The 22,951-nt window shown below is 61.2% G+C and carries 25 protein-coding genes and 1 riboswitch; of the genes, 13 read left to right on the top strand and 12 right to left on the bottom strand.

The genetic code is table 11. The features are described 5' to 3' along the window. Positions 1-14: 14 nt before the first annotated feature. The 4 genes from FHX08_RS03370 to FHX08_RS03355 all read left to right on the top strand — a co-directional run bounded on the left by FHX08_RS03370 (position 15) and on the right by FHX08_RS03355 (position 3,706). Positions 15-737 carry an aspartate/glutamate racemase family protein gene (locus FHX08_RS03370; RefSeq protein WP_132653885.1) on the top strand — a complete coding sequence of 241 codons (723 nt, stop codon included), beginning with the start codon at positions 15-17 and terminating at the stop codon, positions 735-737. Between the two features lie 62 nt (positions 738-799). After that, positions 800-1,717, top strand: a complete 918-nt coding sequence (locus tag FHX08_RS03365) for a helix-turn-helix domain-containing GNAT family N-acetyltransferase (protein WP_132653884.1) — start codon at positions 800-802, stop codon at positions 1,715-1,717. 60 nt (positions 1,718-1,777) lie between these two features. Continuing rightward, positions 1,778-2,404 carry a TetR/AcrR family transcriptional regulator gene (locus tag FHX08_RS03360; protein WP_132654322.1) on the top strand — a complete coding sequence of 209 codons (627 nt, stop codon included), beginning with the start codon at positions 1,778-1,780 and terminating at the stop codon, positions 2,402-2,404. 93 nt (positions 2,405-2,497) lie between these two features. Next, a complete protein-coding gene (locus tag FHX08_RS03355) occupies positions 2,498-3,706 on the top strand; it encodes an MFS transporter (RefSeq protein WP_184326867.1) in 1,209 nt (402 codons plus the stop codon). Between the two features lie 41 nt (positions 3,707-3,747). Here FHX08_RS03355 and FHX08_RS03350 read toward each other — a convergent pair whose 3' ends face one another. Beyond that, entirely contained in the window at positions 3,748-4,161 is a 414-nt protein-coding gene (locus FHX08_RS03350; RefSeq protein ID WP_132653882.1) for a winged helix-turn-helix transcriptional regulator, read from the bottom strand. Positions 4,162-4,280: 119 nt separating this feature from the next. Between FHX08_RS03350 and FHX08_RS03345 the strand changes: the two genes are divergently transcribed. After that, positions 4,281-5,162 (top strand): SDR family oxidoreductase, encoded by an 882-nt coding sequence (locus FHX08_RS03345; protein ID WP_184326866.1) that lies wholly within the window; start codon positions 4,281-4,283, stop codon positions 5,160-5,162. A 61-nt stretch (positions 5,163-5,223) separates the two neighbouring features. Here the strand turns inward: FHX08_RS03345 and FHX08_RS03340 are convergent, their stop codons facing one another. Then, positions 5,224-5,976 (bottom strand): pyridoxine 5'-phosphate synthase, encoded by a 753-nt coding sequence (locus FHX08_RS03340; protein ID WP_132653880.1) that lies wholly within the window; start codon positions 5,974-5,976, stop codon positions 5,224-5,226. A 447-nt stretch (positions 5,977-6,423) separates the two neighbouring features. On the opposite strand from FHX08_RS03340, the gene FHX08_RS03335 reads away from it, so the two are divergent. Continuing rightward, positions 6,424-7,116, top strand: a complete 693-nt coding sequence (locus FHX08_RS03335; protein WP_132653879.1) for a MerR family transcriptional regulator — start codon at positions 6,424-6,426, stop codon at positions 7,114-7,116. Between the two features lie 45 nt (positions 7,117-7,161). On the opposite strand, the gene FHX08_RS03330 is transcribed toward FHX08_RS03335, so the two are convergent. From FHX08_RS03330 to FHX08_RS03320, 3 genes are all read right to left on the bottom strand, one after another. Next, positions 7,162-8,289, bottom strand: a complete 1,128-nt coding sequence (locus tag FHX08_RS03330; protein ID WP_132653878.1) for an ATP-dependent RecD-like DNA helicase — start codon at positions 8,287-8,289, stop codon at positions 7,162-7,164. 125 nt (positions 8,290-8,414) lie between these two features. Further along, positions 8,415-9,176, bottom strand: a complete 762-nt coding sequence (locus FHX08_RS03325) for an alpha/beta fold hydrolase (protein ID WP_409527402.1) — start codon at positions 9,174-9,176, stop codon at positions 8,415-8,417. Positions 9,177-9,331: 155 nt separating this feature from the next. Continuing rightward, positions 9,332-10,633: a glutamate ligase domain-containing protein gene (locus FHX08_RS03320; protein WP_312862099.1), complete on the bottom strand. Its 1,302-nt coding sequence runs from the start codon at positions 10,631-10,633 to the stop codon at positions 9,332-9,334. A 21-nt stretch (positions 10,634-10,654) separates the two neighbouring features. Next, a riboswitch (ZMP/ZTP riboswitch) is annotated at positions 10,655-10,735 on the bottom strand. 225 nt (positions 10,736-10,960) lie between these two features. On the opposite strand from FHX08_RS03320, the gene FHX08_RS03315 reads away from it, so the two are divergent. The 3 genes from FHX08_RS03315 to FHX08_RS03305 are packed head-to-tail and all read left to right on the top strand — an operon-like array spanning position 10,961 to position 12,649. Further along, positions 10,961-11,341: a hypothetical protein gene (locus FHX08_RS03315; protein ID WP_132653875.1), complete on the top strand. Its 381-nt coding sequence runs from the start codon at positions 10,961-10,963 to the stop codon at positions 11,339-11,341. Between the two features lie 10 nt (positions 11,342-11,351). Continuing rightward, positions 11,352-11,867, top strand: a complete 516-nt coding sequence (locus tag FHX08_RS03310) for an RNA polymerase sigma factor (protein ID WP_132653874.1) — start codon at positions 11,352-11,354, stop codon at positions 11,865-11,867. Next, a complete protein-coding gene (locus FHX08_RS03305) occupies positions 11,864-12,649 on the top strand; it encodes an anti-sigma factor (RefSeq protein WP_132653873.1) in 786 nt (261 codons plus the stop codon). The genes FHX08_RS03310 and FHX08_RS03305 overlap by 4 nt, the downstream gene beginning before the upstream one ends. Positions 12,650-12,664: 15 nt before the next feature. Here the strand turns inward: FHX08_RS03305 and FHX08_RS03300 are convergent, their stop codons facing one another. Genes FHX08_RS03300 through nthA form a run of 3 tightly spaced genes read right to left on the bottom strand, consistent with a single transcriptional unit; the run spans position 12,665 to position 14,251 of the window. Further along, entirely contained in the window at positions 12,665-13,054 is a 390-nt protein-coding gene (locus tag FHX08_RS03300) for a nitrile hydratase accessory protein (RefSeq protein WP_184326865.1), read from the bottom strand. Continuing rightward, positions 13,023-13,682 (bottom strand): nitrile hydratase subunit beta, encoded by a 660-nt coding sequence (gene nthB, locus FHX08_RS03295; protein ID WP_132653871.1) that lies wholly within the window; start codon positions 13,680-13,682, stop codon positions 13,023-13,025. Before nthB ends, FHX08_RS03300 begins: the two co-directional genes overlap by 32 nt. Further along, positions 13,679-14,251: a nitrile hydratase subunit alpha gene (gene nthA / locus FHX08_RS03290; protein ID WP_132654320.1), complete on the bottom strand. Its 573-nt coding sequence runs from the start codon at positions 14,249-14,251 to the stop codon at positions 13,679-13,681. Before nthA ends, nthB begins: the two co-directional genes overlap by 4 nt. A gap of 261 nt (positions 14,252-14,512) precedes the next feature. On the opposite strand from nthA, the gene FHX08_RS03285 reads away from it, so the two are divergent. After that, positions 14,513-15,793 (top strand): SDR family oxidoreductase, encoded by a 1,281-nt coding sequence (locus FHX08_RS03285; RefSeq protein ID WP_132653870.1) that lies wholly within the window; start codon positions 14,513-14,515, stop codon positions 15,791-15,793. After that, positions 15,793-16,263: a DUF2269 family protein gene (locus tag FHX08_RS03280; RefSeq protein WP_132653869.1), complete on the top strand. Its 471-nt coding sequence runs from the start codon at positions 15,793-15,795 to the stop codon at positions 16,261-16,263. The genes FHX08_RS03285 and FHX08_RS03280 overlap by 1 nt, the downstream gene beginning before the upstream one ends. Here the strand turns inward: FHX08_RS03280 and FHX08_RS03275 are convergent. After that, positions 16,255-16,848, bottom strand: coding sequence for a LysE family translocator (locus FHX08_RS03275; RefSeq protein WP_132653868.1), 594 nt, complete (start codon positions 16,846-16,848; stop codon positions 16,255-16,257). The two genes, FHX08_RS03280 and FHX08_RS03275, sit on opposite strands and share 9 nt — an antisense overlap. Positions 16,849-16,999: 151 nt before the next feature. On the opposite strand from FHX08_RS03275, the gene FHX08_RS03270 reads away from it, so the two are divergent. After that, positions 17,000-17,845, top strand: a complete 846-nt coding sequence (locus tag FHX08_RS03270; protein ID WP_132653867.1) for an aldo/keto reductase — start codon at positions 17,000-17,002, stop codon at positions 17,843-17,845. Between the two features lie 35 nt (positions 17,846-17,880). Here FHX08_RS03270 and ilvN read toward each other — a convergent pair whose 3' ends face one another. Further along, positions 17,881-18,453, bottom strand: a complete 573-nt coding sequence (gene ilvN, locus FHX08_RS03265; RefSeq protein WP_132653866.1) for an acetolactate synthase small subunit — start codon at positions 18,451-18,453, stop codon at positions 17,881-17,883. Between the two features lie 26 nt (positions 18,454-18,479). Further along, positions 18,480-20,273, bottom strand: coding sequence for an acetolactate synthase 3 large subunit (locus FHX08_RS03260; RefSeq protein WP_132653865.1), 1,794 nt, complete (start codon positions 20,271-20,273; stop codon positions 18,480-18,482). Between the two features lie 342 nt (positions 20,274-20,615). Here FHX08_RS03260 and FHX08_RS03255 point away from each other — a divergent pair, with 342 nt between their 5' ends. After that, positions 20,616-22,673, top strand: coding sequence for an ATP-binding protein (locus tag FHX08_RS03255; protein ID WP_132653864.1), 2,058 nt, complete (start codon positions 20,616-20,618; stop codon positions 22,671-22,673). Positions 22,674-22,680: 7 nt separating this feature from the next. On the opposite strand, the gene FHX08_RS03250 is transcribed toward FHX08_RS03255, so the two are convergent. Beyond that, entirely contained in the window at positions 22,681-22,938 is a 258-nt protein-coding gene (locus FHX08_RS03250; protein ID WP_132653863.1) for a hypothetical protein, read from the bottom strand. Positions 22,939-22,951 lie beyond the last annotated feature (13 nt).

Raw genomic sequence — 22,951 nt, 5'->3', positions numbered from 1 at the left:
GGGAGCGACCATCCATGAAAACAATCGGCCTGATCGGCGGCATGAGCTTTGAGAGTTCGGCAGTCTATTACCGCCTCATCAACGAAATGGTGCGCGAGCGCCTGGGCGGTCTCGCTTCCGCCGAACTGACCATGCATTCGGTGAATTTCGAGGAGATTGTCGCCCTGCAGAAGGCCGGCGCCTGGGATATGGCCGCTTCGCGCCTCGGCGACATCGCACTGCGCCTGCAGATCGGCGGCGCCGATTGCGTGCTGATCTGTACCAACACAATGCACCTGATCGCGCCGGAAGTTGCTACACATATCTCCGTGCCGCTGATCCACATCATCGACGAGACCGCGAAGACGATCCACGCCGCCGGCTGCAAGCGCCCGCTGCTGCTCGCCACGCGCTACACAATGGAGCACGGCTTCTATAGCGGTCGCATGAAGAGCCTCGGCCTCGACATCGTCGTGCCTGATGCCGCCGACCGCACGACGGTCCACGACATCATCTTCAACGAGCTCTGCGCCGGCAAGGTGCTCGACAGCTCGCGCGAGAAGCTGATGGCCGTGATCGAACGCGCCCGTTCCAAGGGTGCCGACAGCATCATCCTCGGCTGCACGGAGATCTGCCTGATCCTCGATCCCGACCACCTGCCCCTGCCCGGCTTCGACACGACGGCGATCCATGCCTGCGCCGCCGTCGATTTCGCACTCGAAAGCGAGATGACCGAGGATGAAGAGGATGCAGCCTAAGTCATCAAATTAGTTGACTCAGTCAATTAAAAGCGGCAGGGTATCTATCAGGAGACCCTGCCATGACCCAACTCGCCCTCATCGAATCCGCCCGAGATTTCAACCGCTTCTACACGAACTTCCTCGGCCTCTTGAACAAGGCCTATCTCGACACGCCCTTCACGCTCACCGATGCCCGCGTGCTCTTCGAGATCGGCTCGCATGACGGCGTCAATGCCGGTTTGCTCGCCCGGGACCTGCACCTCGACCCCGCCTATCTGAGCCGTATTCTCAAGCGCTTCCGTGAAGAAGATTTCATCGAGACATCGCCCGATCCGACCGACCAGCGCAGCCAGATCATCACTGTCACCGGCAAGGGACGCGCCCAGTTCGAAGAGCTTGGCCAGCGCTCCAATGCCCAGATCGCCGCCCGTTTCGACACTTTGGCCGATGGCGAAGCGCAGGCAGCCGTTGCCGCCATGCGGACCATCCGTTCTATCCTGGATCCGCAGGCAAAACCCGCCGCCGCGATCATCCGCCCGCATCGCGCCGGCGACATCGGCTGGATCGTCCAGAGCCAAGGGCGTTTCTATGCCGAGGAATATGGTTGGGACCTGCGCTTCGAAGGGCTGGTCGCCGAAGTCGCCGGCAAGTTCCTCGCAAATTTCGATCCCGAGATGGAATATTGCTGGATCGCCGAGCGCGGCGGCATCAATCTCGGCTCCGTGCTGATCACCAATGGCGGCGACGGCGTTGCTAAACTCCGGCTGCTCTATGTCGACAAGGCCGCCCGTGGTCTTGGCCTCGGCAGGCAACTCGTCGATGAATGCATCGCCTTCTCGCGCCGCAAAGGCTACCGGCAGATTTCGCTCTGGACCAACGACATCCTGCATGCGGCCCGCGCCATCTACCAGAAAGCCGGTTTCCGGCTTGTCTCCGAGGAGAGACACAGGATGTTCGGTCCGGAGGCCAACGGCCAAACCTGGGTGCTCGATCTCTGATTTTGCTGCGTCGCGAAAATTTCACTTGATTTGGAAACGATCATTTCCTAATTGATCGGCATGACACTTGCCGACCCTACGACACCCGACACCAAAACCCGCAGCCGTGGCCGCCCGCGCGCGTTCGACATGGACGCTGCACTCGATGCTGCGCTGCGCGTCTTCTCAGAGCGCGGCTATCATGCTGCCTCCATCAGCGAACTCACCGAAGCCATGGGCCTTGCCTCAGGCAGTGTCTATAAGGCGTTCAAGGACAAACGCGGTATCTTCCTTGCCGCCTTCAAGCGCTATCGTCAGCTCGGCCGTGGCCGCCTGGAAGCCAGGATTGCAGCCGCAAAGACCGGCCGCGAAAAGGTTTTCCAGATGGTGCTGTATTATGCCGAGCTTTCCCATGGCGAAGCCGGCCTCAAGGGCTGTCTCGTCGTCGGCGGTGCGAACGATATTTCCCTGCTGGACCAGGACACGGCGGAGCACGTGGCCGCCGCCTTTTCCGCAGACGAAAAGCTGATGGCCGATCTCATCCGCATCGGTCAAGCCGATGGCACCATTCCGCTTGGCGTGGACGCAGATGCCACGGCCCTCACCTTTCTCTGCCTTACCAAGGGCTTCCGCGTCATCGGGAGGACGGGACGCGGCGAGGAAGAGATGATGGCTGCGGCCGAAGCTGCGATGCGGCTCGTGACGTGACGACATAAATATCGGCATCCGATCAGGGATCGGGTGGCGACAGACGATTAAATTGCATTCAATCCTCCCGATCATTGCCTATTGGAGTTTCTGATGAGTGTTTCAGCCACCACGCCGGATGCGGCCATGCCCCGAGCCCTATCCCCCTGGCTAACCTTCCTTTTTGCAGCCTCGTGCGGCTTCGTGGCCGCCAACCTCTATTACGGCCAGCCGCTTGCTGGCCTGATCAGCGCCGATCTCGGCTTCTCGCCTGCCGCAACCGGCCTGATCGTCACGCTGACGCAGATCGGCTACGGTCTCGGCCTTCTGCTTCTGGTGCCGCTTGCCGACCTCTTTGAAAATCGCCGTCTCATCCTGACGCTGACGGTCGGCTCCGCACTTGCGCTCATCGGTGCGGCCTTCTCCTCCACGCCCGGCATGTTCCTGACAGCGTCGCTTTGTATCGGCCTCGCCTCGGTCGCAGCGCAGGTCCTCGTTCCCTTCGCCGCCAGCATGGCGCCGGATGCGACACGCGGCCAGGTCGTCGGCAATGTCATGAGCGGCCTGCTCTGTGGCATCATGCTCGCCCGCCCCTTTGCCAGCCTCGTTGCCGAAGCCTCGTCCTGGCACATGGTCTATTACGTCACCGCCGCCGTCATGATTGCGCTCAGCATCGTCCTGCGCGCCAACCTGCCGGTCCGCATCCCCCATACCAAGCTGCGTTATGGTGAACTGCTGGCCTCAATGGGCCATCTGGCGCTGAACTCACGCGTGCTGCAGCGCCGTGCTCTCTATCAGGCAGGCATGTTCGGCGCTTTCAGTCTGTTCTGGACGACCGCACCACTGCTGCTCGCAAGCCCCGCTTTCGGCATATCGCAGAGTGGCATAGCCCTCTTCGCTCTGGCGGGCGCTGCCGGCGCCATCGCCTCGCCGATCGCCGGCCGCCTGGCCGATCGAGGCCTGACGAAAGTCGCCTCCACGCTCGCGATGCTGCTTGGCATGGGGTCCTTCCTCATCAGCCAGTTCGCCACCGACGGCTCACTGATGGCGCTGGTCCTGCTGACGGCTGCTGCGATCCTTCTGGATTTCGGTGTGACGACCAACCTCGTCTGCGGCCAGCGCGCCATCTACGGGCTGAGCCCGGAACATCGCGGCCGCCTGAACGGTCTGTTCATGGCGACTTTCTTCACCGGGGGCGCGATTGGCTCTGCACTCGGCGGCTGGGCTTATGCAACCGGTGGATGGAACATGGCAGCGTGGATCGGCTTCTGCTTCCCGGCCATCGCCTTCCTATTCTTCCTGACGGAAGGCCGCGAGAAGTAATCAAATCCGGATCAGGCGGAATGCCCGCCTGATCCGGTCTCTCATTCTTCTGAGTCGAACCGCAGCCGTGCGGCGCGAACCTCGTCATGGTTCGCCTCCGCCCAGTTCAGAAGCTGCGACAGCACTGTGTAGAGCGACCGCCCAAGCTCGGTCATCCGGTATTCGACACTCGGCGGCTTCGTCGGAAAAACCTCCCGCTCGATATAGCCGTCCCGCTGCAGGTCGCGCAGAGACTGCGTCAGCATGCGCTGGGAAATATCCGGGATCATCCGGCGCAATTCCCCGAAACGATAGGGCTGCTTGGCCAGCGCCTCGAGCAGCAGCGTCGACCATTTGCCGCCAATCTTCTGCAACACGTCTCTGACAGGGCAATTAGTAAAATCCAGACCGGCAAGGTCGATTTCGCGCCGCGCACCCGACGTTCTCGCCTTGAGATTGAGAATGGTTCCGGCCACGAGCTGGTTCCTTTTTAGTAACGAACTCCCGAAAAACTGCCTTCTTTACAGGCTGAAGTCAATTCCTATTCTAGTGCTACTCTCTTTTTGAGACCACCTATCAACCACTAGAGGATACTATGAGCGAAACCATTCTCGTCACCGGCGCTGCAGGCCAGCTCGGCCAGCGCGTCATCCATCACCTGATCGAAAACTACAGGGTCGCCCCGGCCAATATCGTCGCCGCGACCCGCAGCCCGGAGAAGCTCGCCACCCTCGCCGCCAAAGGGGTCATCACCCGAAAAGCGGATTTTGATGACGCCGCCAGTCTCGAAGCAGCCTTTGCCGGCGTCGACCGCCTGCTGATCATCAGCACCGATGCGCTGGATACGCCCGGCAAGCGCCTGACGCAGCACAAGGCAGCCGTTGCCGCTGCCGTGAAGGCCGGCGTGAAGCACATCGCCTACACTTCCATGCCTTCCCCGGATAATTCGCTCGTCACCTTCGCGCCCGACCATCTCGGCACCGAAAACGCCATCAAGGAGAGCGGCATCCCTTACGCGATCGTCCGCGACGCCTGGTATCACGATAACTACCTGCACAGCATGCCGCACAATCTGCAGGCCGGAAAATGGTTCACCTCGGCCGGCGACGGCAAAATCTCGACCATCTCGCGTGATGACTGCGCGCTCGCCATCGCCTCGGTCCTCGCCGCCGGAAGCACCGGCATCTATACGCTGACGGGCAAGCAGTCGCTGACTCCAAAGGAAATCGCCGCGATCGCCACCGAAGCCACCGGCAAGCCGCTGGACGTCGTTCCCGTAAACGACGAGCAGCTCGGCCAGGGCATGCGCGGTGCCGGCCTGCCGGGCTTCGTAGCCGACATGCTGGTCTCCGCCGACGCCAATATCCGCGCCGGCAAATTCGATATCGTCACCGACGATTTCACGAGGCTGACGGGCAGAGAGCCTCAGACGCTCAAGGATTATTTCGTCGCCAACAAGGCCGCGCTGTCAGCCTGAGCCGACCCCGCCCGAGGTGACTTTGGGCCTGCCCTGCATCCACCGCGGCAGGCCTCTTCTTTCAGATTTTCTGGCCGCAGGCCCGGCAGAAGCGGCGCACCGTTTCCGCCATGCCGTATTCCAGCGCATCGGCCGTCAGCCCGTGGCCGATCGATACTTCCGCAAGGCCGGGAATACGCTTCACCAGCGCAGGCAGGTTTGCCACCGTCAGGTCATGGCCGGCATTCACCGCCAGTCCCAAGGCAATCGCCGCATCTGCAGTCTTACCGAGCCCATCGAGGATCGGCCCAACCCTTTCGGGCGCATCATAGCAGCCGCCATAGGGCCCGGTATATAGCTCGATTCGATCGGCACCCGTCGCCTTCGCGAGCTTCACCGCCTCTGCGTCGCCGTCACCATCGGCAAAGAGCGAAACGCGGCATCCCATCTTCTTCAGCCGCGACACGACATCGGTGAGGAACGCCTGATGCTTGCGAAAATCCCAGCCGTGGTCGGAGGTCGCCTGCGAGGGATCATCGGGTACCAGCGTCACCTGCTCCGGCGCAGCAGCAGCGCAAAGCTCCAGAAACTCCTCGGTCGGATAGCCCTCGATATTGAATTCGGCTTCCGGGAATTCGTCGTCGATCAGGTTGCGGATCACAGGCAGGTCGGAAAAGCGGATATGCCGCTGATCCGGCCGCGGATGCACGGTTAGACCTGAGGCCCCCGCCTGGAGCGCGATGCGCCCGAGCCCTTCCACGCTCGGCCAGGGCAGATCGCGACGGTTGCGCAGCATGGCGATGGCATTGAGGTTCACGGAAAGTTTGGCAGGCATGGCATGATCCATCAGCGGTGGAGACTGAGCCTGCTTTTAAGCCAAGCCGCCTGTGAAGGCCAATGAGATTCGCACATGCATCCACGCCGAACGGTAATGGCTGCGCCCTTCATAGCCACTCGCGTCACATGCGTACCGGAAACAATAATTCCCGTTTGCTGCGAAGATCATCCGTCAGCGGCGGCAAACCATATGGTGCGTCTATACCACATGTCAGACGAGGGGATGGATGGAGGCGTCAGAACGTTGCTATCCCATTTAAAAACGGTTATTTTTAGCACTTATAAAAGAGACCGTCCGCGCATAGTGTGGGCGCTGCGTAACGAGTAAGTACGCCGAGTCCTGCTTCTTCCAAGAATTAAGAACGCTTGAGGAAACCCCACTCGCTGCGCTCCGGAAGCAATTGGCAAACCGCATGAGGTGCAACTAGCTGCCCCAGGAGGGTTCATGCCAGACGGTTCCAAACGCCTGTTTGCTGCCGCCGGTATCGCTTCGGAGGCCCGGTCGAAATACCGGTTCCTGCCTTCGGCCGCTTTGCCGCCGGATCTCCCACAAGGTCAAGTGCCCATCGCCGACATGGCAAATGCTTTCGGTGTCACCCACCGGACGTTGCATTTCTACGAGGAAAAAGGCCTGATTTCCGCAAACCGCATCGGCCTGATGCGCGTTTACGATCAGGATGACGTCATGCGCATGGCGGTCATCACCGTCTGCCGCGAAACCGGCATGCCGATCGCCGTCATCCAGGAATTGATGGACGTTTTGCGCGGTGCAGCCTCACAGGAAGAGGCCGAATCGATTTTCCATGACGCCCTTTCCCAACGCAAGCGGGAGCTGACGGCCGAAATGTCGACGCTGCACCGGCAGCTGCAGCAGGTGAGCGACCTTCTCGACTACGACGCCAGCCTCGACCTGCCGCCGATCAACGACAACAGGGATCCGGCAAACCTGACCGATCAGGAGCGTCAGTGCCTGGAGCTGATGGCCGAGGGATATTCAACGCCGCGCATCGCCCGCGCGCTCGACCTCAAGCATGAGGAAGCGCGTGCTCTGGAAGCTGATATCATCCTGAAGTTCCACGCCAACAACCGCTTCCAGGCAATTGCCAAGGCGGTTCTCCTCGGCGTCGTGCAGGCCTGATCTCCCCGGCCGCCACCGGTTGCCTGCGCGCGGGAGCAGAAATACTCAACGGACGATCGTCAGCGTCTCCGCCGCACGTGTGATCGCCGTATAGAGCCAGCGCTCGCGTGTATCTCGGAAGGCCCAGCTTTCGTCGAACAGCACGACATTGTTCCACTGCGAACCCTGCGCCTTGTGGACCGTCAGCGCATAGCCGTAATCGAATTCGTCATAGCGCTTGCGAGTATTCCAGGGGATCTCGCCTTCGACATTTTCGAAAGCCTGCTTGAGCAGCTTGATCTTGGCGGCACCTCGATCCATGTCATCGTCTTCGGGGCGAACAAGCAGATTGATGCCGGGCTTCGTCGTTTCCTTCGAAGAGGTCATGACCTGCCAGAGCGAACCGTTGAGGAGGCCCTTGGCTGGATCGTTGCGCAGACAGACCAGCTTGTCGCCCGTCTGCGGATACTCGGTGGTAAAGCCCTTCAGCTCGCGCAGGCGCTGATTATAGCGGCGGCGTGTCTTGTTGGTGCCGACGAGCACCTGGTCGGCATCCATGACGAGCGGCTGCGTCACCTCGTTTTTCGAAATCACCTGCGCCGTGCCGTAATCGCCATACATGATCTCGTTACCCTCACGCACCTGCATGGCAAGCTGGATGATCGGATTATCTCGCGCCTGCCGGTGGATATCGGTCAACAGATAATCCGGCTCCTGATTGGTGAAGTAGCCGCCGCCCGATACCGGCGGCAGCTGGCCGGGATCGCCGAGCACGAGGATTGGTGTGCCGAAGCTCATCAGGTCCTTGCCCAGCGCCTCGTCGACCATCGAGCATTCGTCGACGATGATGAGCGCCGCTTTGGCGACCGGGCTTTGGCGGTTAATCGAAAACATCGGCGCAATCGAGGTCTTGCCGGTCTCCTCGTCCTCCACCTCTTCCTCGCCACGTGGCCGGTAGATCAGCGAATGGATGGTCTTCGCATTCGATGCCCCGCGGGAGCGCAGCACCTGTGCGGCCTTGCCGGTGAAGGCGGCGAACAGCACGTCGCCATCCACATGCTCGGCAAAATGCTTGGCAAGCGTCGTCTTGCCCGTTCCGGCATAGCCGAACAGACGGAAGAGCGGCGACCTGCCCTCCTTCAGCCAGTTCGAAACGGCCTTCAGGGCTTCATCCTGTTGAGGGGCGAATTGCATGAAAGCGACTTGGCAGGATTCGCCTCGCATAGGCAAGGCGGAAATTCACCGCTACCGCTGACGTGCCGGAGCGGAAAGTCCGGCACGTCTCGATTCGATCTGGCTCATGCGAGCCGCATCATTGACTAGTTGCTTGCAGCTGCCTTTTCGATCAGCTCCGCGACCTTGTCGGGATGCGAGACCATGACGACGTGGGATGCGCCAGGCACGACGACCGTGTCCTTCGAGTGAGCGCGGTCGGCCATCCACTGCAGGGCCTTTGCGGGAATGTTCTTGTCCGCATCGCCGTAGACGAAATAGGCCGGGATCGTCTTCCAGGCGGCCTTGTCACTTGCCTCATTGAGCGCCGCATCGGTGATCGGACGCTGCGTCGCCGCCATCAGCCGGGCCTCGTCTTCCGGCACATCGGCTGCGAACTGATCATGGAACTTGGTCTGATCGATATAGAGGTCCTTGACGCCGCTATCGAGCGCAACGGGTTCGGCAAGCGCGGAAGCCAGCGTGCCTCCCGGAAATTTGCCCGACAGCGATGCAGCCGTTTCCCCGCTATCCGGTGCAAATGCGGCCACATAGACCAGGGATTTCACATTGTTTGCCGAAGAGGCAGCCTCCGTGATCACAGAGCCGCCATAGGAGTGCCCGACGAGAACGACAGACGTTTTGACACCCGCAACGACGCGCCTCACATAGTCGCCATCGGACTTGACTCCGCGAAGCGGATTGGCGACGGCGATGACAGGATAACCATCCTTTTCCAGCTTCTCGATGACGCCGTTCCAGCTCGACGCATCGGCGAAAGCGCCATGCACCAACACTACGGTTGGCTTCGAATCTGCCGAGAACGAGGGATAAGCCATTGCCGAAACTGCGCCGGCAACCAGTGCCATCTTCAGAAAATTACGCATGTTGTGTTCCTTTCGATTACCAATGGCGAGTTCAATAATACACAATTTAATTGTGCGCAATTAAATTGAAACGAACCAGGGCTTCACTCTTCCGTGAGATCTGAATGAAGGATAGCAATCCCTTCGATTTCGTTGAGCTAGCCTTTGGCGGCTTCTCTGATGATCCGCTCGCGCAACAACCCGACGAGATAAAGCGAACCCGTTAGGATCACCCAGGCGCCGGCGGCGGCAGCCCGCTCGAGCGCTTTCTCATAAGCTTTCTGCGGATCTTCGATCACGTCGCAGGAAAGACCGATCGTATCGGCAAGCTTCCGCAATTCGGCAGGCGAGCGGAAACGGTCCGAAACCGAGGTGAAGATCGGCGAAACACCGTAACGGCCCATCACCTCGAGGAGCCCAGCCGCATCCTTATCCGCCGCAATCGCAACGACCGCGATGCCCGGTCCGGCAAACCCATCCATGCCGGAGAGATCGTCGAGTACGGCTTCGAGGTTGAAGGGCACATGCGCCCCATCGAGCGCGACGGAAACGCCCCTGCCCGCGACGGGCACGACGAAGCGCTCCAGCCGTCCCGGCAATTGCGATTCCTGCTCGGCTGCCCTGTCGATCAGCCATCCTCCAACCTTCCGGCCGTCCTGCCCTTCGACACCGAGTTCGCGGAGCACGTCGAGTGCGGCACCCGCAACCGCGACGTTGCGCTCGGCAATCGTTTTCAGCCCGGAAAAATCCGGTCGGACAAGCCGCGCTTCGATTTCCGCAGCGCGCTTGGCAATGACCGCGCCCGCCTCGTCGTCGGCCTCAAGCGGTGTCACAACGGTCGAATGTGGCTTGATGATGCCGGCCTTTTCGAAGGCGATGGCAGCCCGCGTCTTGCCCAATATCTCCGTATGTTCCAGGCCGATATTCGTGATGATGGAAACGTCGCTCGCAACGATATTGGTGGAATCCAGCCGCCCGCCGAGACCCGTCTCGACCACGGCCCATTGTAAGCCCGCGTCCCGGAAGATCAGGAAGCCGGCCGCCGTCAGCATGTCGAACCATGTCGCAGCCTCCGCCGCTGACCCCTCCGTCCTTGCGGCGCGCAAGGCATCGAGCGCCAGGAAGAGCGCCTCGGCCAGTGCAGCCTCCTCGACGGGCCGGCCGTTGATGCTGACACGCTCGGAAATGTGCTCCACATGCGGCGAAGCATAACGCCCGACGGAAATGCCGGCATGGCGCAGACCCGCTTCGAGCAGTGCGGAGGTCGAGCTCTTGCCCTTGGTGCCCGCAACATGGATCGAGCGAAAGGCCCGATGTGGATTGCCGAGACGGGCGGAAAGATCGAGAATCGGCTCCAGCCCCACGCGCATTTCGCCGCGCGGACGCTGTTCCCAGTTGGTGAGCTGATCAAGCTGCGAAAGGGCTTCGATAAGGCGGGGATTCTGGTTTTGCATGGGCATGGCACACGGGTATCGGGGTTCATTTTGTGCCCAGGCGAGCGGCATCGGCAGCCTGCGCTTCGCGATGGTTCTCCATCTGTCTCGCCAGTCACGCAGGCCGCGAGACACTAGCATATTCCGAGGCTCTGCCTAGCCTTCGAAGCGTCATCGAAACCACTCCGCCACGACTCGCTCGATGCCGCCCGTCATGACGACACCCGAAGGCCGCGTTGCTATAGGGTTTCGCCGGAAGCTGAGAATGGTCAAAGGAAACGGGAATAAAACAAACGGCTGCCGTGTCTCATGTCCGGTATCGCAAAAATGCGTGCCTAACCGAGGAGAGAGACCATGAAGTCCGTGAAATTCCTGTCCGTGCTGGCAGTTGTTGCTGCCACCGCCACTGCAGCCTTCGCCGCGCCTGCCGTTACCACCGTCGAAACGGCCAAGGGCAAGGTTCTTGCCGGCGAAAAGGGCATGACGCTCTATACCTACAAGAAAGACGAAAAGGGCGTCTCGAATTGCTACGACAAGTGCGCCACCAATTGGCCGCCCTTCCTCGCCCCTAGCGACGCCAAGGCCGAAGGTGCATACTCGCTCGTCGAACGCAAGGATGGAAAGAAGCAGTGGGCAAAGGACGGCATGCCGCTCTATTACTGGGTAAAGGACACCAAGTCCGGCGACACCACCGGCGACGGCGTCGGCGGTTCATGGGAGGTCGCAAAGCCCTGATGAGGCAAGCGTGAAGACGCCTCCACCCGATACGTTCGAGGGCCAGATCCTGGCCCTCCTTCCCTCGCTCCGCCGCTATTCCCGCAGTCTCACTCGTTCGGATGCCGAAGGTGAGGATCTGCTGCAGGATTGCGTGGAAAAGGTTCTGGCCCGGCGCGGCCAGTGGCGCGGCCTCAATCTGCGCGGCTGGGTGCTGACGACGATGACCAATCTCTACCGCAATAACCGCCGCGCAAGCCCCCGCGACAGGATGGTCGAGCTCGATGCCGCCGAAAAGATGGCCGTTCCGGAAGCTCAAGCCGATCCGCTGGAGCGCCTGCGTCTGGAACAGGCGCTCGACAGCCTGTCGGAAGAACACCGCTCTGTGCTGATGCTCGTCGTCATCGAGGGCTATAGCTATGGCGAAGTGGCCGCCATGCTGGAAATACCGATCGGCACCGTCATGTCGCGCCTGTCGCGCGCCCGCCAGCGCATGAGCGAGCATATGAAAGCCGATAATGTGATTGCGCTTCGGAGACCGAAATGAACGAGACCAACCCCACCGTGACCGAAGCGGACCTGCACGCTTACGCCGATGGGCAATTGCCGGAGGCAGCCCGCGCCCGCGTAGAAGCCTACCTAGCCGAAAACCCTGATGAAGCTACCGCGGTCGCCGGCTGGCAGATCCAGAATGCCGGCATCAGATCCCTGTTTGCAAGCTACGAGAAGAGCCGCGACACCGATCTCCAACTGGTGACACCGGAAGAGCCGGCCTCCCCCTGGAAGATGCGCTCCGCGTTTGCTGCCGCCGCTGTCGCACTCTTCGCGCTCGGCGCCGTCAGCGACCGGTTGATCCCGCCGCTCTTCGAACGTCCGCCGCTGCAGCTTGCCGAAACTGAAACGCTGCCGAAACAGGCCGAAACCGCCTTCCTCGTCTATGCCAGCGAAGTGCGCCACCCGGTCGAAGTCTTCGCCAATGAGGAGGCCCATCTCGCCACCTGGCTCGGCAGGCGGCTGGCAATCCCCGATCTCAAGGTGCCGGACCTCAAATCCCTCGGCTTCCACCTCGTCGGCGGCCGCCTGCTGCCGGTCGATGGCAGGCCCGGCGCCATGTTCATGTATGAGGATCAGGGCGGCGAGCGGCTCACCGTCATCGTCGGCCGCAACAAGGAAAACAAAACCACGAGCTTCCGCTTCGCCTCCGCCAAAGATGTCGAGACCTTCTACTGGATCGATGGCGAACTCGGCTATGCGGTAACAGGTGAAATCTCCCGCGATATGCTGCGCAAGGTGGCGGAGGAATGTTACCGGCAGTTCCCGTCCTGGTGAGGGGACACGGTCGACTCAGCGCAGCGGACCGTTGGCGAGCTCGATCGGCTTGCCGTGCGGCGTCGCCTCAGCCGCCCGCTGCCAGCTCTTCTGCAGCTCGAAAATAACGGCGGCATCCGCCACACCTCGATTGACGAGCAGATCCGAAAGGGCGGCCACCCAGCAGTCGAAATAGTCGCTGCCATCCTCGGCCCGGCCCGGCTTATGCAACTCCTTCGACAGGGTTTCCGCCCATTCGCCCCAGGCAAACAGACCCTTCTCATGAAGGTGTACGGTCATGGCGAAAGCCTCGGCAGCCCAAGGTTCCGGAAAGATCGGGTCACCCTTCGGTGACTTCGGCAGACCGGGCGATTGAGCCAGTTGGAAACGCGCCTCACATACGCTCAAGATAGCTCTCCCACGCATCGATCGAGACCGTCAGCGTTGGATCGGCCCCTTCGCCCCATATTTCTCTCCCATCAAGGACGACGGTATAGAGCCATTGCGGATTCTCACCCTTGCCGTGGGCATTATCGTCAGGAAAGACGAAAGAGCCCTGCACCGCCTCGATGACGCCGGGCTTGGCGCGCGCATAACGCGGCAGCCGCGTATGGGTGGTCAGGTTGAAATTCTTCGTCTTCACCGTCTCCCCGACGACGAAGAGCGGCGCAGTCTCGACCGGCCGGTCGCAGGGACCGCCCTTGGCAAGCACGCCGGGCACCATCTCCGCCTTCAGCACCCGCTTCGGCACCGCCCCATCCTGCAGCTTATGGCCGGAGAGCAGCTCTTCGTGCGTCGCGAAGCCATGGCGCTCCAGCAGCATGTCGATGCCGCGGATCCAGATCTCATAATAGCTTGCCGCAAGGTAATCGGCTGGCGGGATGTTCTCCCGCGCATGCCGGCTTTCGTCGATCGTCCAGGCGCCGAAAGCGCCGCAGGAGAGCGTGATTCCGAGCGCCCGCTTTTCCCATTCGGCATGGAAATAGGGCTCGTTCCTTTCAGGCGCGACTGGGCCGAAACCCATCTGTCCCCCGAGATCGTGCGGCCCGTTCACGTCGGCACCTTTGTGCCGGCAATTGCCGTGCCGATCATCGCGTCGCGGCTGACGAGATCGGCAAGCGCCTCCTCATCCAGGCCTTCAGTGCCCTCGGGCCGCTCCGGAATGACGAGATAGCGAAGCTCCGCCGTCGAATCCCACACGCGCACCTTCTTGCCTTCCGGCAGCGTCAGCCCGAATTCGGCAAGCACGCCGCGCGGATCAATGACGGCGCGCGAGCGATAAGCCGGCGCCTTGTACCAGACCGGCGGCAGACCGAGCACCGACCACGGATAGCAGGAGCAAAGTGTGCAGACGATGAGATTATGCGTTTCGGGCGTATTGAAGACGGCGCGCATATGCTCGCCCTGTCGGCCCGTATAGCCAAGACTGGCGATTGCCTCCGTCGCATCCCGCTTCAGCCATTCGGCGAAGTCCGGATCGCTCCAGGCCTTGGCGACGACACGCGCGCCGTTGCGCGGCCCGACCTTCGTCTCATAGGTCTCGACGATCGCATCGATCGCCGCCGGGTCGATCAGCCCCTTTTCCGTCAGCAGCGTTTCCAGCGCTTTGACGCGCGCCTGCATGTCGGAATAGTGGTTGTCGTGGTGGTGATCGTGGCTATGGCCGTGATCGTGGTGATGATCGTCGTCGTCGTGATCGTGGTGATGATCGTCGTCGTGGTCGTGCAAACTAATGTCCTCCTCCCCTTCTCCCCGGCGCGGGTCCGAAGGACGGGTTGAGGCCAGTGGCTCAACTCCGGTTAGTGGCTCGAAGCGTCGGCAACAGTTTTAAACATATGTCAGAAAGCCGCCAAGCCCTTAAGCATTCTGCGCTAGGCTCGACCCATGAACATCCTGATTCTTGGCGCTACAGGTTTTATCGGTTCCGTCATCGCGGCGCGTCTCGCCGTCGAAGGCCACGTCGTCACCGGCCTTGGACGCAACGCCGCCCGTGCCGCAATCAAGCAACCAGCAATCCAATGGCGCCGCGCCGATCTCTCCCAGATGACCCGACCTGATGACTGGCGCGATATCCTCAAAGGCCAGCACGCCGTCGTCAACTGCGCCGGCGCACTTCAAGATGGCCTCTCGGACGATCTCTCGGCAACGCAAACCGAGGCTATGCTCGCCCTCCACGCCGCAGCAAAACCTTCCTCGATACTCATCGTCCAGATCTCCGCTCGAACGGACGGCGCCGGCAGCCATCTCCCCTTCCTCGCCACCAAACGCGCCGCCGATACCGCACTTGCATCGTCGGGCTTGCCTTACGTGATCTTGCGCCCCTCTCTCGTCCTCGGCCGCAATGCCCATGGCGGCACGGCGCTGTTGCGCGCACTCTCAGCCTTTCCCTTCGTCCTGCCGCTCATCCACGCCGACAGCTCGATCGAGACCGTCGCCGCTGAAGATGTCGCCGCCGCCGTCTCGGCCGCAATCTCAGGCTCACTCCCCTCCGGCAGCGATATCGAACTGGCGGCCGAGGAACGGCACACGCTCGCGAGCCTCGTCAGATTGCACCGCGCCTGGCTCGGCTTGCCCGATGCTCCGGTCTTGCCCATTCCCCCTGTCCTGGCAAGGCCGGTCACATGGCTTGCCGATATCGCCGGCCATCTCGGCTGGCGCTCTCCGCTGCGCTCCACTGCCATGACCATCATGTCCGAAGGGGTCAGCATGAACAGCTCGACGCCATCAGGCCTCCCGATCCTTTCAGCCGCCGCAACGCTCGCGGCCAATCCCTCCGGCGTTCAGGATCTGTGGTTCGCTCGCCTCTATCTCTTGAAGGCGCCCGTTATCGCTGGCCTGTCGCTCTTCTGGCTCCTGTCAGGCCTGATCCCACTTCTCGCTCCGGGCCGGGCAAGCGCCCATTTCCTGCCCTTCATGCCCGCGGGCGCGGCCATGACACTGACAATGACAACCTGCCTGATCGATATAGCGCTCGGCGCCTCTGTGCTTTTCCGGCCCTTCGCCCGCCGCGCCCTCGTCGGCATGATTGCCGTCTCGCTCGCCTATCTAGCGGGTGGCACAATCCTGGAGCCCGCCCTCTGGCTCGATCCGCTCGGTCCATTCGTCAAGGTGCTACCGTCGCTGCTTCTGACACTCGCCGCCCTTGCGATTCTGGATGAACGCTGATGCTCGCCGAATTGCTATTACTTGCTCATGTGGTCGGCGCGACCGTGCTCTTCGGCACCGGCGCCGGCATCGCCTTCTTCATGGTCATGGCGCACCGAACCGGCAATCCCGTGCTGATTGCTCATGTCGCCGGCACGGTCGTCATCGCCGATACGATCTTCACCGCCACAGCAGCTATTCTCCAGCCGGTGACAGGCTATCTGCTTGCCAGGATCATCGGCTGGGAACTGAGGGAAAGCTGGATTGCGCTATCGCTGGTGCTCTATGTGGTGACTGGCATTTTCTGGCTGCCGGTCGTTTCGATCCAGATCCGGCTTCGCAATCTGGCGCGCGCCGCTGCCGCTTCGGGTACAGGCCTGCCGCCGGCCTATTTCAGCCTCTACCGTGTCTGGTTCGCCTTCGGCTTCCCGGCTTTCTTCTCAGTCCTTGGCATTCTTTGGCTGATGCTCACAAAGCCGACATTATTTTAGCATCGGCCAGAGGCTGAGAACGAGCAGCAGCGCCATGGTGATGTTGAACCATTTTAGGCGCACCGGGTCGGACAGCCATTCCCTGAGAGCCGAACCGAAGCCTGCCCAGGTGGAAACCGAGGGAACATTGACCGCCGCAAAGGCAAGTCCGACCAGCAGCACACTGATCATATAGAGCTGCGGATTGGTATAGGTCGCCATGGCCGTGATCGCCATCACCCAGGCCTTCGGATTGACCCATTGGAAAGCGGCAGCGCCGAGAAACGACATGGGCTTCACGCCGCTCTTTCCTTCGCTGAGCGACCGCGAACTCGCAATCTTCCACGCGATCCAGACGAGATAGGCCCCACCCGCGAATTTCAGCGCCGTATAGACCGCCGGCATCGTGTGCAACAGCGCGCCCAGCCCGAGCCCGACGCCGAGCAGCAGCGACAGGAACCCCGCCCCGATGCCGATCATATGCGGGATCGTGCGGCGGAAACCGAAATTCACGCCCGACGCAAACAGCATCATATTGTTCGGCCCCGGCGTGATCGAAGTCGTGAAGGCAAAGAGCAGCAGTGCCAGAAACGTATCCAGCGGCATGAAACCTCCCCAGACTGACTGTATTGATGATGTTGCGGCTCATTGGAATTGGGTCAGCATAATTGCCCTAAACTGCCGCCGCCATAACATGATTGTCATGGTGACAGGATTACCTGATAGTCTGCGGAGCACGCAAAGGACCAGAACTGCCATGGACGATCCGATCCCCATCATCACCTTCCGCAATGGCACCGAAGTCCCCGCGCTCGGCCAGGGCACCTGGGGCATGGGCGAGGATGCCGGCCATGCGAGCCAAGAGATCGCCGCCCTCCAGGCCGGCCTCGATCTCGGCATGACGATGATCGATACCGCCGAAATGTATGGAGACGGCGGTGCCGAAGAAATCGTCGGTCGAGCGATCAAAGGGCGCCGCGACGAGACCTTCATCGTCAGCAAGGTCTATCCCTGGAATGCCAGCCGCAAGGGTACGATCGCAGCCTGCGAAGGCAGTCTCGAGCGCCTCGGCACCGACCACATCGATCTCTATCTCCTTCATTGGCGCGGCAACTATCCGCTCGCCGAGACGGTCGGGGCCTTCGAGCAGCTCAAGGCCGCCGGCAAGATCCGCGCCTGGGGCGTCTCCAATTTCGATGTCGACGACATGCAAGAACTGCTTTCCGTGCCTGGCGGGCAGAATGTCGCCGCCAATCAGGTTCTCTACAATATTTCCCGCCGCGGCATCGAATATGATCTCCTGCCCTGGTGCCAGAGCCGCAACATCCCGATCATGGCCTATTCGCCCATCGAACAGGGCCGGGTCCTGCACCATCCCGACCTGATCCACATGGCAAAGGCCTATCAGGCCACACCGGCGCAGCTGGCGCTTGCCTTCCTGCTCGAACGCGAAGGTGTCTTCGTCATCCCCAAGACGTCGAACATCGAACGCGCCCGCGAGAACCGCGGCTGCGTCTCACTCGACATTACCGACGAGGATTGGGAAGCCCTCGACGAGGTCTTCCCGCCGCCGGCAAAGAAAACGCCGCTGGAGATGCTCTGACCCCCGGCGGCGCAAACTGTTTTGCACTATGAATATTACATGCCCTGCGCGCCGCGGTTCATCGCGGCTATGCCGGTGCGGCAGACTTCGATGAGACCGAGCGGCTTCATAATCGCGATGAACTGATCGATCTTGGAGGATTTGCCGGTGATCTCCAGAATGAAGTGATCGACCGTCGCATCAACCACCTTGGCGTGGAAGGCGTCGGCAAGACGCAGCGTTTCCGCCCGCGTTTCGCCGTTGCCGATCACCTTCAAGAGCGCCACCTCCCGCTCGATCGGCCGGTCCTGGCCGAGTTCGCGGGCGCGCACCGTCAGATCCACGACGCGGTGAACGGGCACGATACGCTCGAGCTGCGCCTTGATCTGCTCCAGCACCTGCGGCGTGCCGCGGGTGACAATGGTAATGCGCGACAAATGCGCCTGATGCTCCGTTTCCGAAACCGTGAGGCTTTCGATATTGTAGCCGCGGCCGGAAAACAGGCCGATGACGCGGGCGAGAACGCCCGGCTCGTTATCGACCAGCACCGAGAGCGTATGGCTCTCGACGGCTGCCGTTTCCGGAGAGATGAAGTAGGCAGAGCCGGTGGGTTGAAGGTGTGCGTTCATGATCCTGGGTTCCTACCTATCTATAATTATACTAGCTGACGGCCCTTGGCGTCGATCGCATTGGCGACCGCCTCGTCCGTGGCTTCATCCGGCAGCAGCATTTCGTTATGGGCCTTGCCTGAGGGGATCATCGGGAAGCAGTTGGCGAGATTGGCAACGCGGCAATCGAAGATGACGGGCTTCTTGACGTCGATCATCTCCTGGATAGTCGCATCGAGATCGTCAGGCTTCTCGCAGCGCAGACCGACCGCACCGTAGGCTTCGGCGAGCTTCACGAAGTCGGGCATCGCTTCCGTATAGGAGTTGGACAGGCGGTTGCCGTGCAGGAGCTGCTGCCACTGGCGCACCATGCCCATATACTGGTTGTTCATGATGAAGATCTTGATAGGCGCATTGTGCTGGATCGCCGCCGACATTTCCTGGATGCACATCTGGATCGAGGCGTCGCCGGCAATATCGATGACAAGACTTTCCGGATGCGCGATCTGCACGCCGAGCGCTGCCGGCAGGCCGTAGCCCATCGTGCCCAGGCCACCCGAGGTCATCCAGCGGTTCGGCCGTTCGAAGCCGTAGAACTGTGCCGCCCACATCTGGTGCTGGCCGACTTCGGTGGTGATGTAGGTGTCGCGATCCTTGGTCAGCTCATAGAGACGCTCCAGCGCATATTGCGGCATGATCACGTCATTGCTCTTGGTATAGGCAAAGGAGTTGCGCGCGCGCCAGCGGGCGATATCGCCCCACCACGCGTCCAGGCGCCCCTTCTCCGGCTTCTTCGGGAGTGCCCGCCACAGGCGGATCATGTCTTCCAGGATGTGGCCGACATCGCCGCGAATGCCGAGATCGACACGAACGTTCTTGTTGATCGAGGACGGATCGATATCGATATGGATCTTCTTGGAATTCGGCGAGAAGGCGTTGAGGCGGCCGGTAATACGGTCGTCGAAACGGGCGCCGATGCACACCATGACGTCGCAGTCATGCATCGCCATGTTGGCTTCATAGGAGCCGTGCATTCCGAGCATCTTCAGCCAGTTCTTGCCGGAGGCCGGATAGGCGCCCAACCCCATCAGCGTCGAGGTGATCGGGAAATCGGTGAGCTCGACCAGCTCGCGCAGCATGCGGGAAGCTTCCGGGCCGGAATTGACGACGCCGCCGCCGGTATAGAAGATCGGCTTGCGCGCATTCGCCATCAGTTCGATCGCCGCATGGATCTGGTTCAGATCACCCTCAACCTTCGGCTGGTAGCTCTTCTGGATCGCGTGATCGGCCGGCGGCGTGTAGGTGCCGGTGGCAAACTGAACATCTTTCGGAATATCGACGACGACAGGGCCCGGACGACCGGACTGCGCAATGCGGAAGGCTTCATGGATGACGGCGGCGAGCTCGTTGACATCCTTGACCAGCCAGTTGTGCTTGGTGCAGGGGCGCGTGATACCGACGGTGTCGCATTCTTGGAAGGCGTCCGAACCGATGAGCGTGGTCGGAACCTGGCCGGAGAGGCAGACGAGCGGAATGGAATCCATCAGCGCATCCTGCAGCGGCGTGACCGCATTGGTAGCACCCGGACCCGAGGTTACCAGCATGACGCCGACCTTGCCGGTGGAGCGCGCATACCCTTCGGCCGCGTGACCGGCGCCCTGCTCATGGCGAACGAGGATGTGCTTGATATCGTCCTGCTGGAAGATCTCGTCATAGATTGGCAGAACAGCGCCGCCGGGATAGCCGAAGACATGCTCGACGCCATTGTCCTTCAGCGCGCGGAGTACGATTTCCGCTCCCGTCATCCGATTGCTGTCCGCTTGATTATCCGTGCTCGCCATGTGTCTGTTCCGTTGATGCTGGGGATTTGAGTTTGTGGCCGGAAGCCCTGATTTCGGGCATAAAAAAAGGCCCCTGAGGAGCCTTCGTCTAGCGCATGGGTGGCTATCGCCGGATGGTTACACCATCCTGCCCATGCGCTTTCCCACCACGATAAGAACGTTCGAAATTATCATGGGCGGAAGTGATAGACAGAAAATTTCGCAGCGTCAACGCAGTCCGCAATAAAAATTCCACGGGGCCTGGAAACGTGGCCGACAACACGTCGCATCGCCCAAATCTCGGATTGAAGGTTTTGTTAAAGGATCAGTCATATTCTGCAGTTTAATGCAGGGAGTAGCCCTTTGCTCGATAACGACATGAGAACGTCCGGCAGGGCGGGCGAACAGGATCGCCGCGACAGCCTTACGCCAGGGAACAGGTTTCTCGGGCGCGTCGTTGCATGCAGCGGATCGCGCGCAACCATTGCAGCTGTGGCGGAAGCCGGCGGCACCGACCTCACGGAATTGTGGTCCGTCGGCCGCTTGATTTCCATCAGCGTCGGCAGGAACCGCGTAGTCGCCCTCGTCTTCTCCATGAATACCGGCAACCAGGGCTGGGGCGAAGGTCAGGATAATATCTTCCGCATCGAGACCGAACTGCTTGGCGAAGTCCGCGTCGATGAAGACGGCCGCGAGGAATTCTCGACCGGCATTTCGCGCTACCCCTATCTCGGCGCCATCGCCCACCGCATCCGCGCTGCCGACCTGATGCGCATCTATGATGCCGGCAAGGGCGCCACCGCCGTCATCGGCACCCTGACACAGGATGAAAGCATCGACGCGGCGATCCACGTGCCCTCGATGCTGTCGAAGCATTTCGCCGTGGTCGGCTCCACCGGCGTCGGTAAATCGACCGCCGTCTCACTGCTCTTGCATAAGGCGATCGAGGCCGATCCGAAGCTGCGCGTGCTGATCCTCGATCCACACAATGAATTTGCCGCCGCCTTTCCGAAACACGCCGTCACCATCGATACCGATACGCTCGATCTGCCCTTCTGGCTGATGCGGCTCGAAGAATTCGCCGAGGTCGTCTTCCGCGGCCGCCCACCGGTGCCGGAAGAGCTCGACATGTTGCGCGATATCCTGCCGGAGGCCAAACGCGCTTTCCGCGGCAGCGACAGTTCGCTTGTGCGCCGCGCGACGGAAAAGAGCTCGATAACGGCGGATACGCCGGTACCCTACCGCATCGCCGATCTGCTCGCCCTCATCGATGAGCGCATCGGCAGGCTGGAGGGCCGCGCCGAAAAACCATCCCTGCGCTCCTTGAAGATGCGCATCATCGCCGCGATCAACGATCCGCGCTATCACTTCATGTTCTCCAACAATACGATCAGCGACACGATCACAGATACGATTGCGCAGATCTTCCGCATCCCCGGCGACAACAGGCCGATCTGCACCTTCCAGCTTGCCGGCATACCCTCGGAGGTCGTCAATTCCGTCGCCTCGGTGCTCTGCCGCATGGCCTTCGAAATCGCGCTATGGAGCGAGGGCGCCATCCACATGCTGGTCGTCTGCGAGGAAGCCCACCGCTACATTCCCTCTGACCCGACCTTAGGTTTCGTGCCCACGCGGCAGGCGATCGCCCGCATTGCCAAGGAAGGCCGCAAATACGGCGTTTCGCTCGGCATCATCACCCAGCGCCCTGGTGAACTCGACCAGACGATCCTCTCGCAGTGCTCGACGCTCTTTGCGATGCGCCTTGCCAATGACCGCGACCAGGAAATCATCCGCTCCGCCATTCCCAATTCCTCGATCTCGACGACGAGCTTCATCTCCTCGATCGGTAACGGAGAAGCGATTGCCTTCGGCGAAGCGATCCGCGTGCCGATGCGCATGCGCTTCCTGCGCGTCGATGAAAGTCTGCTGCCGAAGGCCCATAGCGCCATCAGCATACATGCCGAGGAAGATCCCGATACCGTCGATCTGCGCCGCATCGTCACCCGTATGCGGGCGATCACGTCAGGTCCCGATATCTCCACGTTTCAGCAGAGCTACACGTCGGCCATGACAGACAGTCATGAGCCGCAAGACGATTTTGCCGACGAAGCAGCCGATCCGTTTCGCATCGTCTCGCCGGCATCGGCGGCGCTCGAACCCTATCATCCTGACCTCCTGCCGCAGAGCCGCCCACAGCAAGCCGAGCTTTCACAAAACCGTGTCGTGCCCGAGCCGCCGCCGCTCTCGCCGCAGACCTCGATCGACGCACGACTCGAGGCCCTCCGCCGCGAAATGCGCCGCGATGATCAGCCGAAACCGGCCTTCGGTGAGCAGATATCACAGCCACGCCGCGAGGGTGGAATGTCACTGCGTGAAAGTATCCTCAAGAAGCCGCTGAGCAGCCTCTATAAGAAGGATTGAGGGCCGCTCATGAACGCGGCTGGCGCGTTGCCGCCGCTATTTCCGCGAGATGACGCTCGATCAGCGTCAGGAATGCAACCGTGCCGCAGATGAGCGCCGCAACGACGATGCCAGCAATGGCACCCAGGATCGCACCGATCACGAACATTCCTGATCCGCCCTGCACCGACGCTCCGGTCGCGCCCGAAAGCGTGAAAAAGGCAAGGATGACGATCGCAATCAGTGCGTTGATGGAAGAAAGTGTCTTGGCGAGAAAATTGTTCATGCCGCCCCGAAGC

This window comes from Rhizobium sp. BK529 (assembly GCF_014194105.1).
GTDB lineage: Bacteria > Pseudomonadota > Alphaproteobacteria > Rhizobiales > Rhizobiaceae > Rhizobium.
This window is presented reverse-complemented; position numbering and strand designations above follow the sequence as displayed.

Bases quoted from the DNA above. Each gene is read 5' to 3' on its own strand.
- FHX08_RS03260 (WP_132653865.1), bottom strand. From the start codon at position 20,273: ATGGCGAGCACGGATAATCAAGCGGACAGCAATCGGATGACGGGAGCG.
- FHX08_RS03345 (WP_184326866.1), top strand. From the start codon at position 4,281: ATGAGCGAAACCATTCTCGTCACCGGCGCTGCAGGCCAGCTCGGCCAG.
- FHX08_RS03280 (WP_132653869.1), top strand. From the start codon at position 15,793: ATGCTCGCCGAATTGCTATTACTTGCTCATGTGGTCGGCGCGACCGTG.
- FHX08_RS03270 (WP_132653867.1), top strand. From the start codon at position 17,000: ATGGACGATCCGATCCCCATCATCACCTTCCGCAATGGCACCGAAGTC.
- FHX08_RS03330 (WP_132653878.1), bottom strand. From the start codon at position 8,289: ATGCAATTCGCCCCTCAACAGGATGAAGCCCTGAAGGCCGTTTCGAAC.
- FHX08_RS03285 (WP_132653870.1), top strand. From the start codon at position 14,513: ATGAACATCCTGATTCTTGGCGCTACAGGTTTTATCGGTTCCGTCATC.
- FHX08_RS03305 (WP_132653873.1), top strand. From the start codon at position 11,864: ATGAACGAGACCAACCCCACCGTGACCGAAGCGGACCTGCACGCTTAC.
- FHX08_RS03360 (WP_132654322.1), top strand. From the start codon at position 1,778: ATGACACTTGCCGACCCTACGACACCCGACACCAAAACCCGCAGCCGT.
- ilvN (WP_132653866.1), bottom strand. From the start codon at position 18,453: ATGAACGCACACCTTCAACCCACCGGCTCTGCCTACTTCATCTCTCCG.
- FHX08_RS03340 (WP_132653880.1), bottom strand. From the start codon at position 5,976: ATGCCTGCCAAACTTTCCGTGAACCTCAATGCCATCGCCATGCTGCGC.
- FHX08_RS03275 (WP_132653868.1), bottom strand. From the start codon at position 16,848: ATGCCGCTGGATACGTTTCTGGCACTGCTGCTCTTTGCCTTCACGACT.
- FHX08_RS03250 (WP_132653863.1), bottom strand. From the start codon at position 22,938: ATGAACAATTTTCTCGCCAAGACACTTTCTTCCATCAACGCACTGATT.
- FHX08_RS03355 (WP_184326867.1), top strand. From the start codon at position 2,498: ATGAGTGTTTCAGCCACCACGCCGGATGCGGCCATGCCCCGAGCCCTA.
- nthA (WP_132654320.1), bottom strand. From the start codon at position 14,251: ATGCAGGCGCGCGTCAAAGCGCTGGAAACGCTGCTGACGGAAAAGGGG.
- FHX08_RS03365 (WP_132653884.1), top strand. From the start codon at position 800: ATGACCCAACTCGCCCTCATCGAATCCGCCCGAGATTTCAACCGCTTC.
- FHX08_RS03370 (WP_132653885.1), top strand. From the start codon at position 15: ATGAAAACAATCGGCCTGATCGGCGGCATGAGCTTTGAGAGTTCGGCA.
- FHX08_RS03320 (WP_312862099.1), bottom strand. From the start codon at position 10,633: ATGCCCATGCAAAACCAGAATCCCCGCCTTATCGAAGCCCTTTCGCAG.
- FHX08_RS03315 (WP_132653875.1), top strand. From the start codon at position 10,961: ATGAAGTCCGTGAAATTCCTGTCCGTGCTGGCAGTTGTTGCTGCCACC.
- FHX08_RS03325 (WP_409527402.1), bottom strand. From the start codon at position 9,176: ATGGCACTGGTTGCCGGCGCAGTTTCGGCAATGGCTTATCCCTCGTTC.
- FHX08_RS03335 (WP_132653879.1), top strand. From the start codon at position 6,424: ATGCCAGACGGTTCCAAACGCCTGTTTGCTGCCGCCGGTATCGCTTCG.
- FHX08_RS03300 (WP_184326865.1), bottom strand. From the start codon at position 13,054: ATGCGTGGGAGAGCTATCTTGAGCGTATGTGAGGCGCGTTTCCAACTG.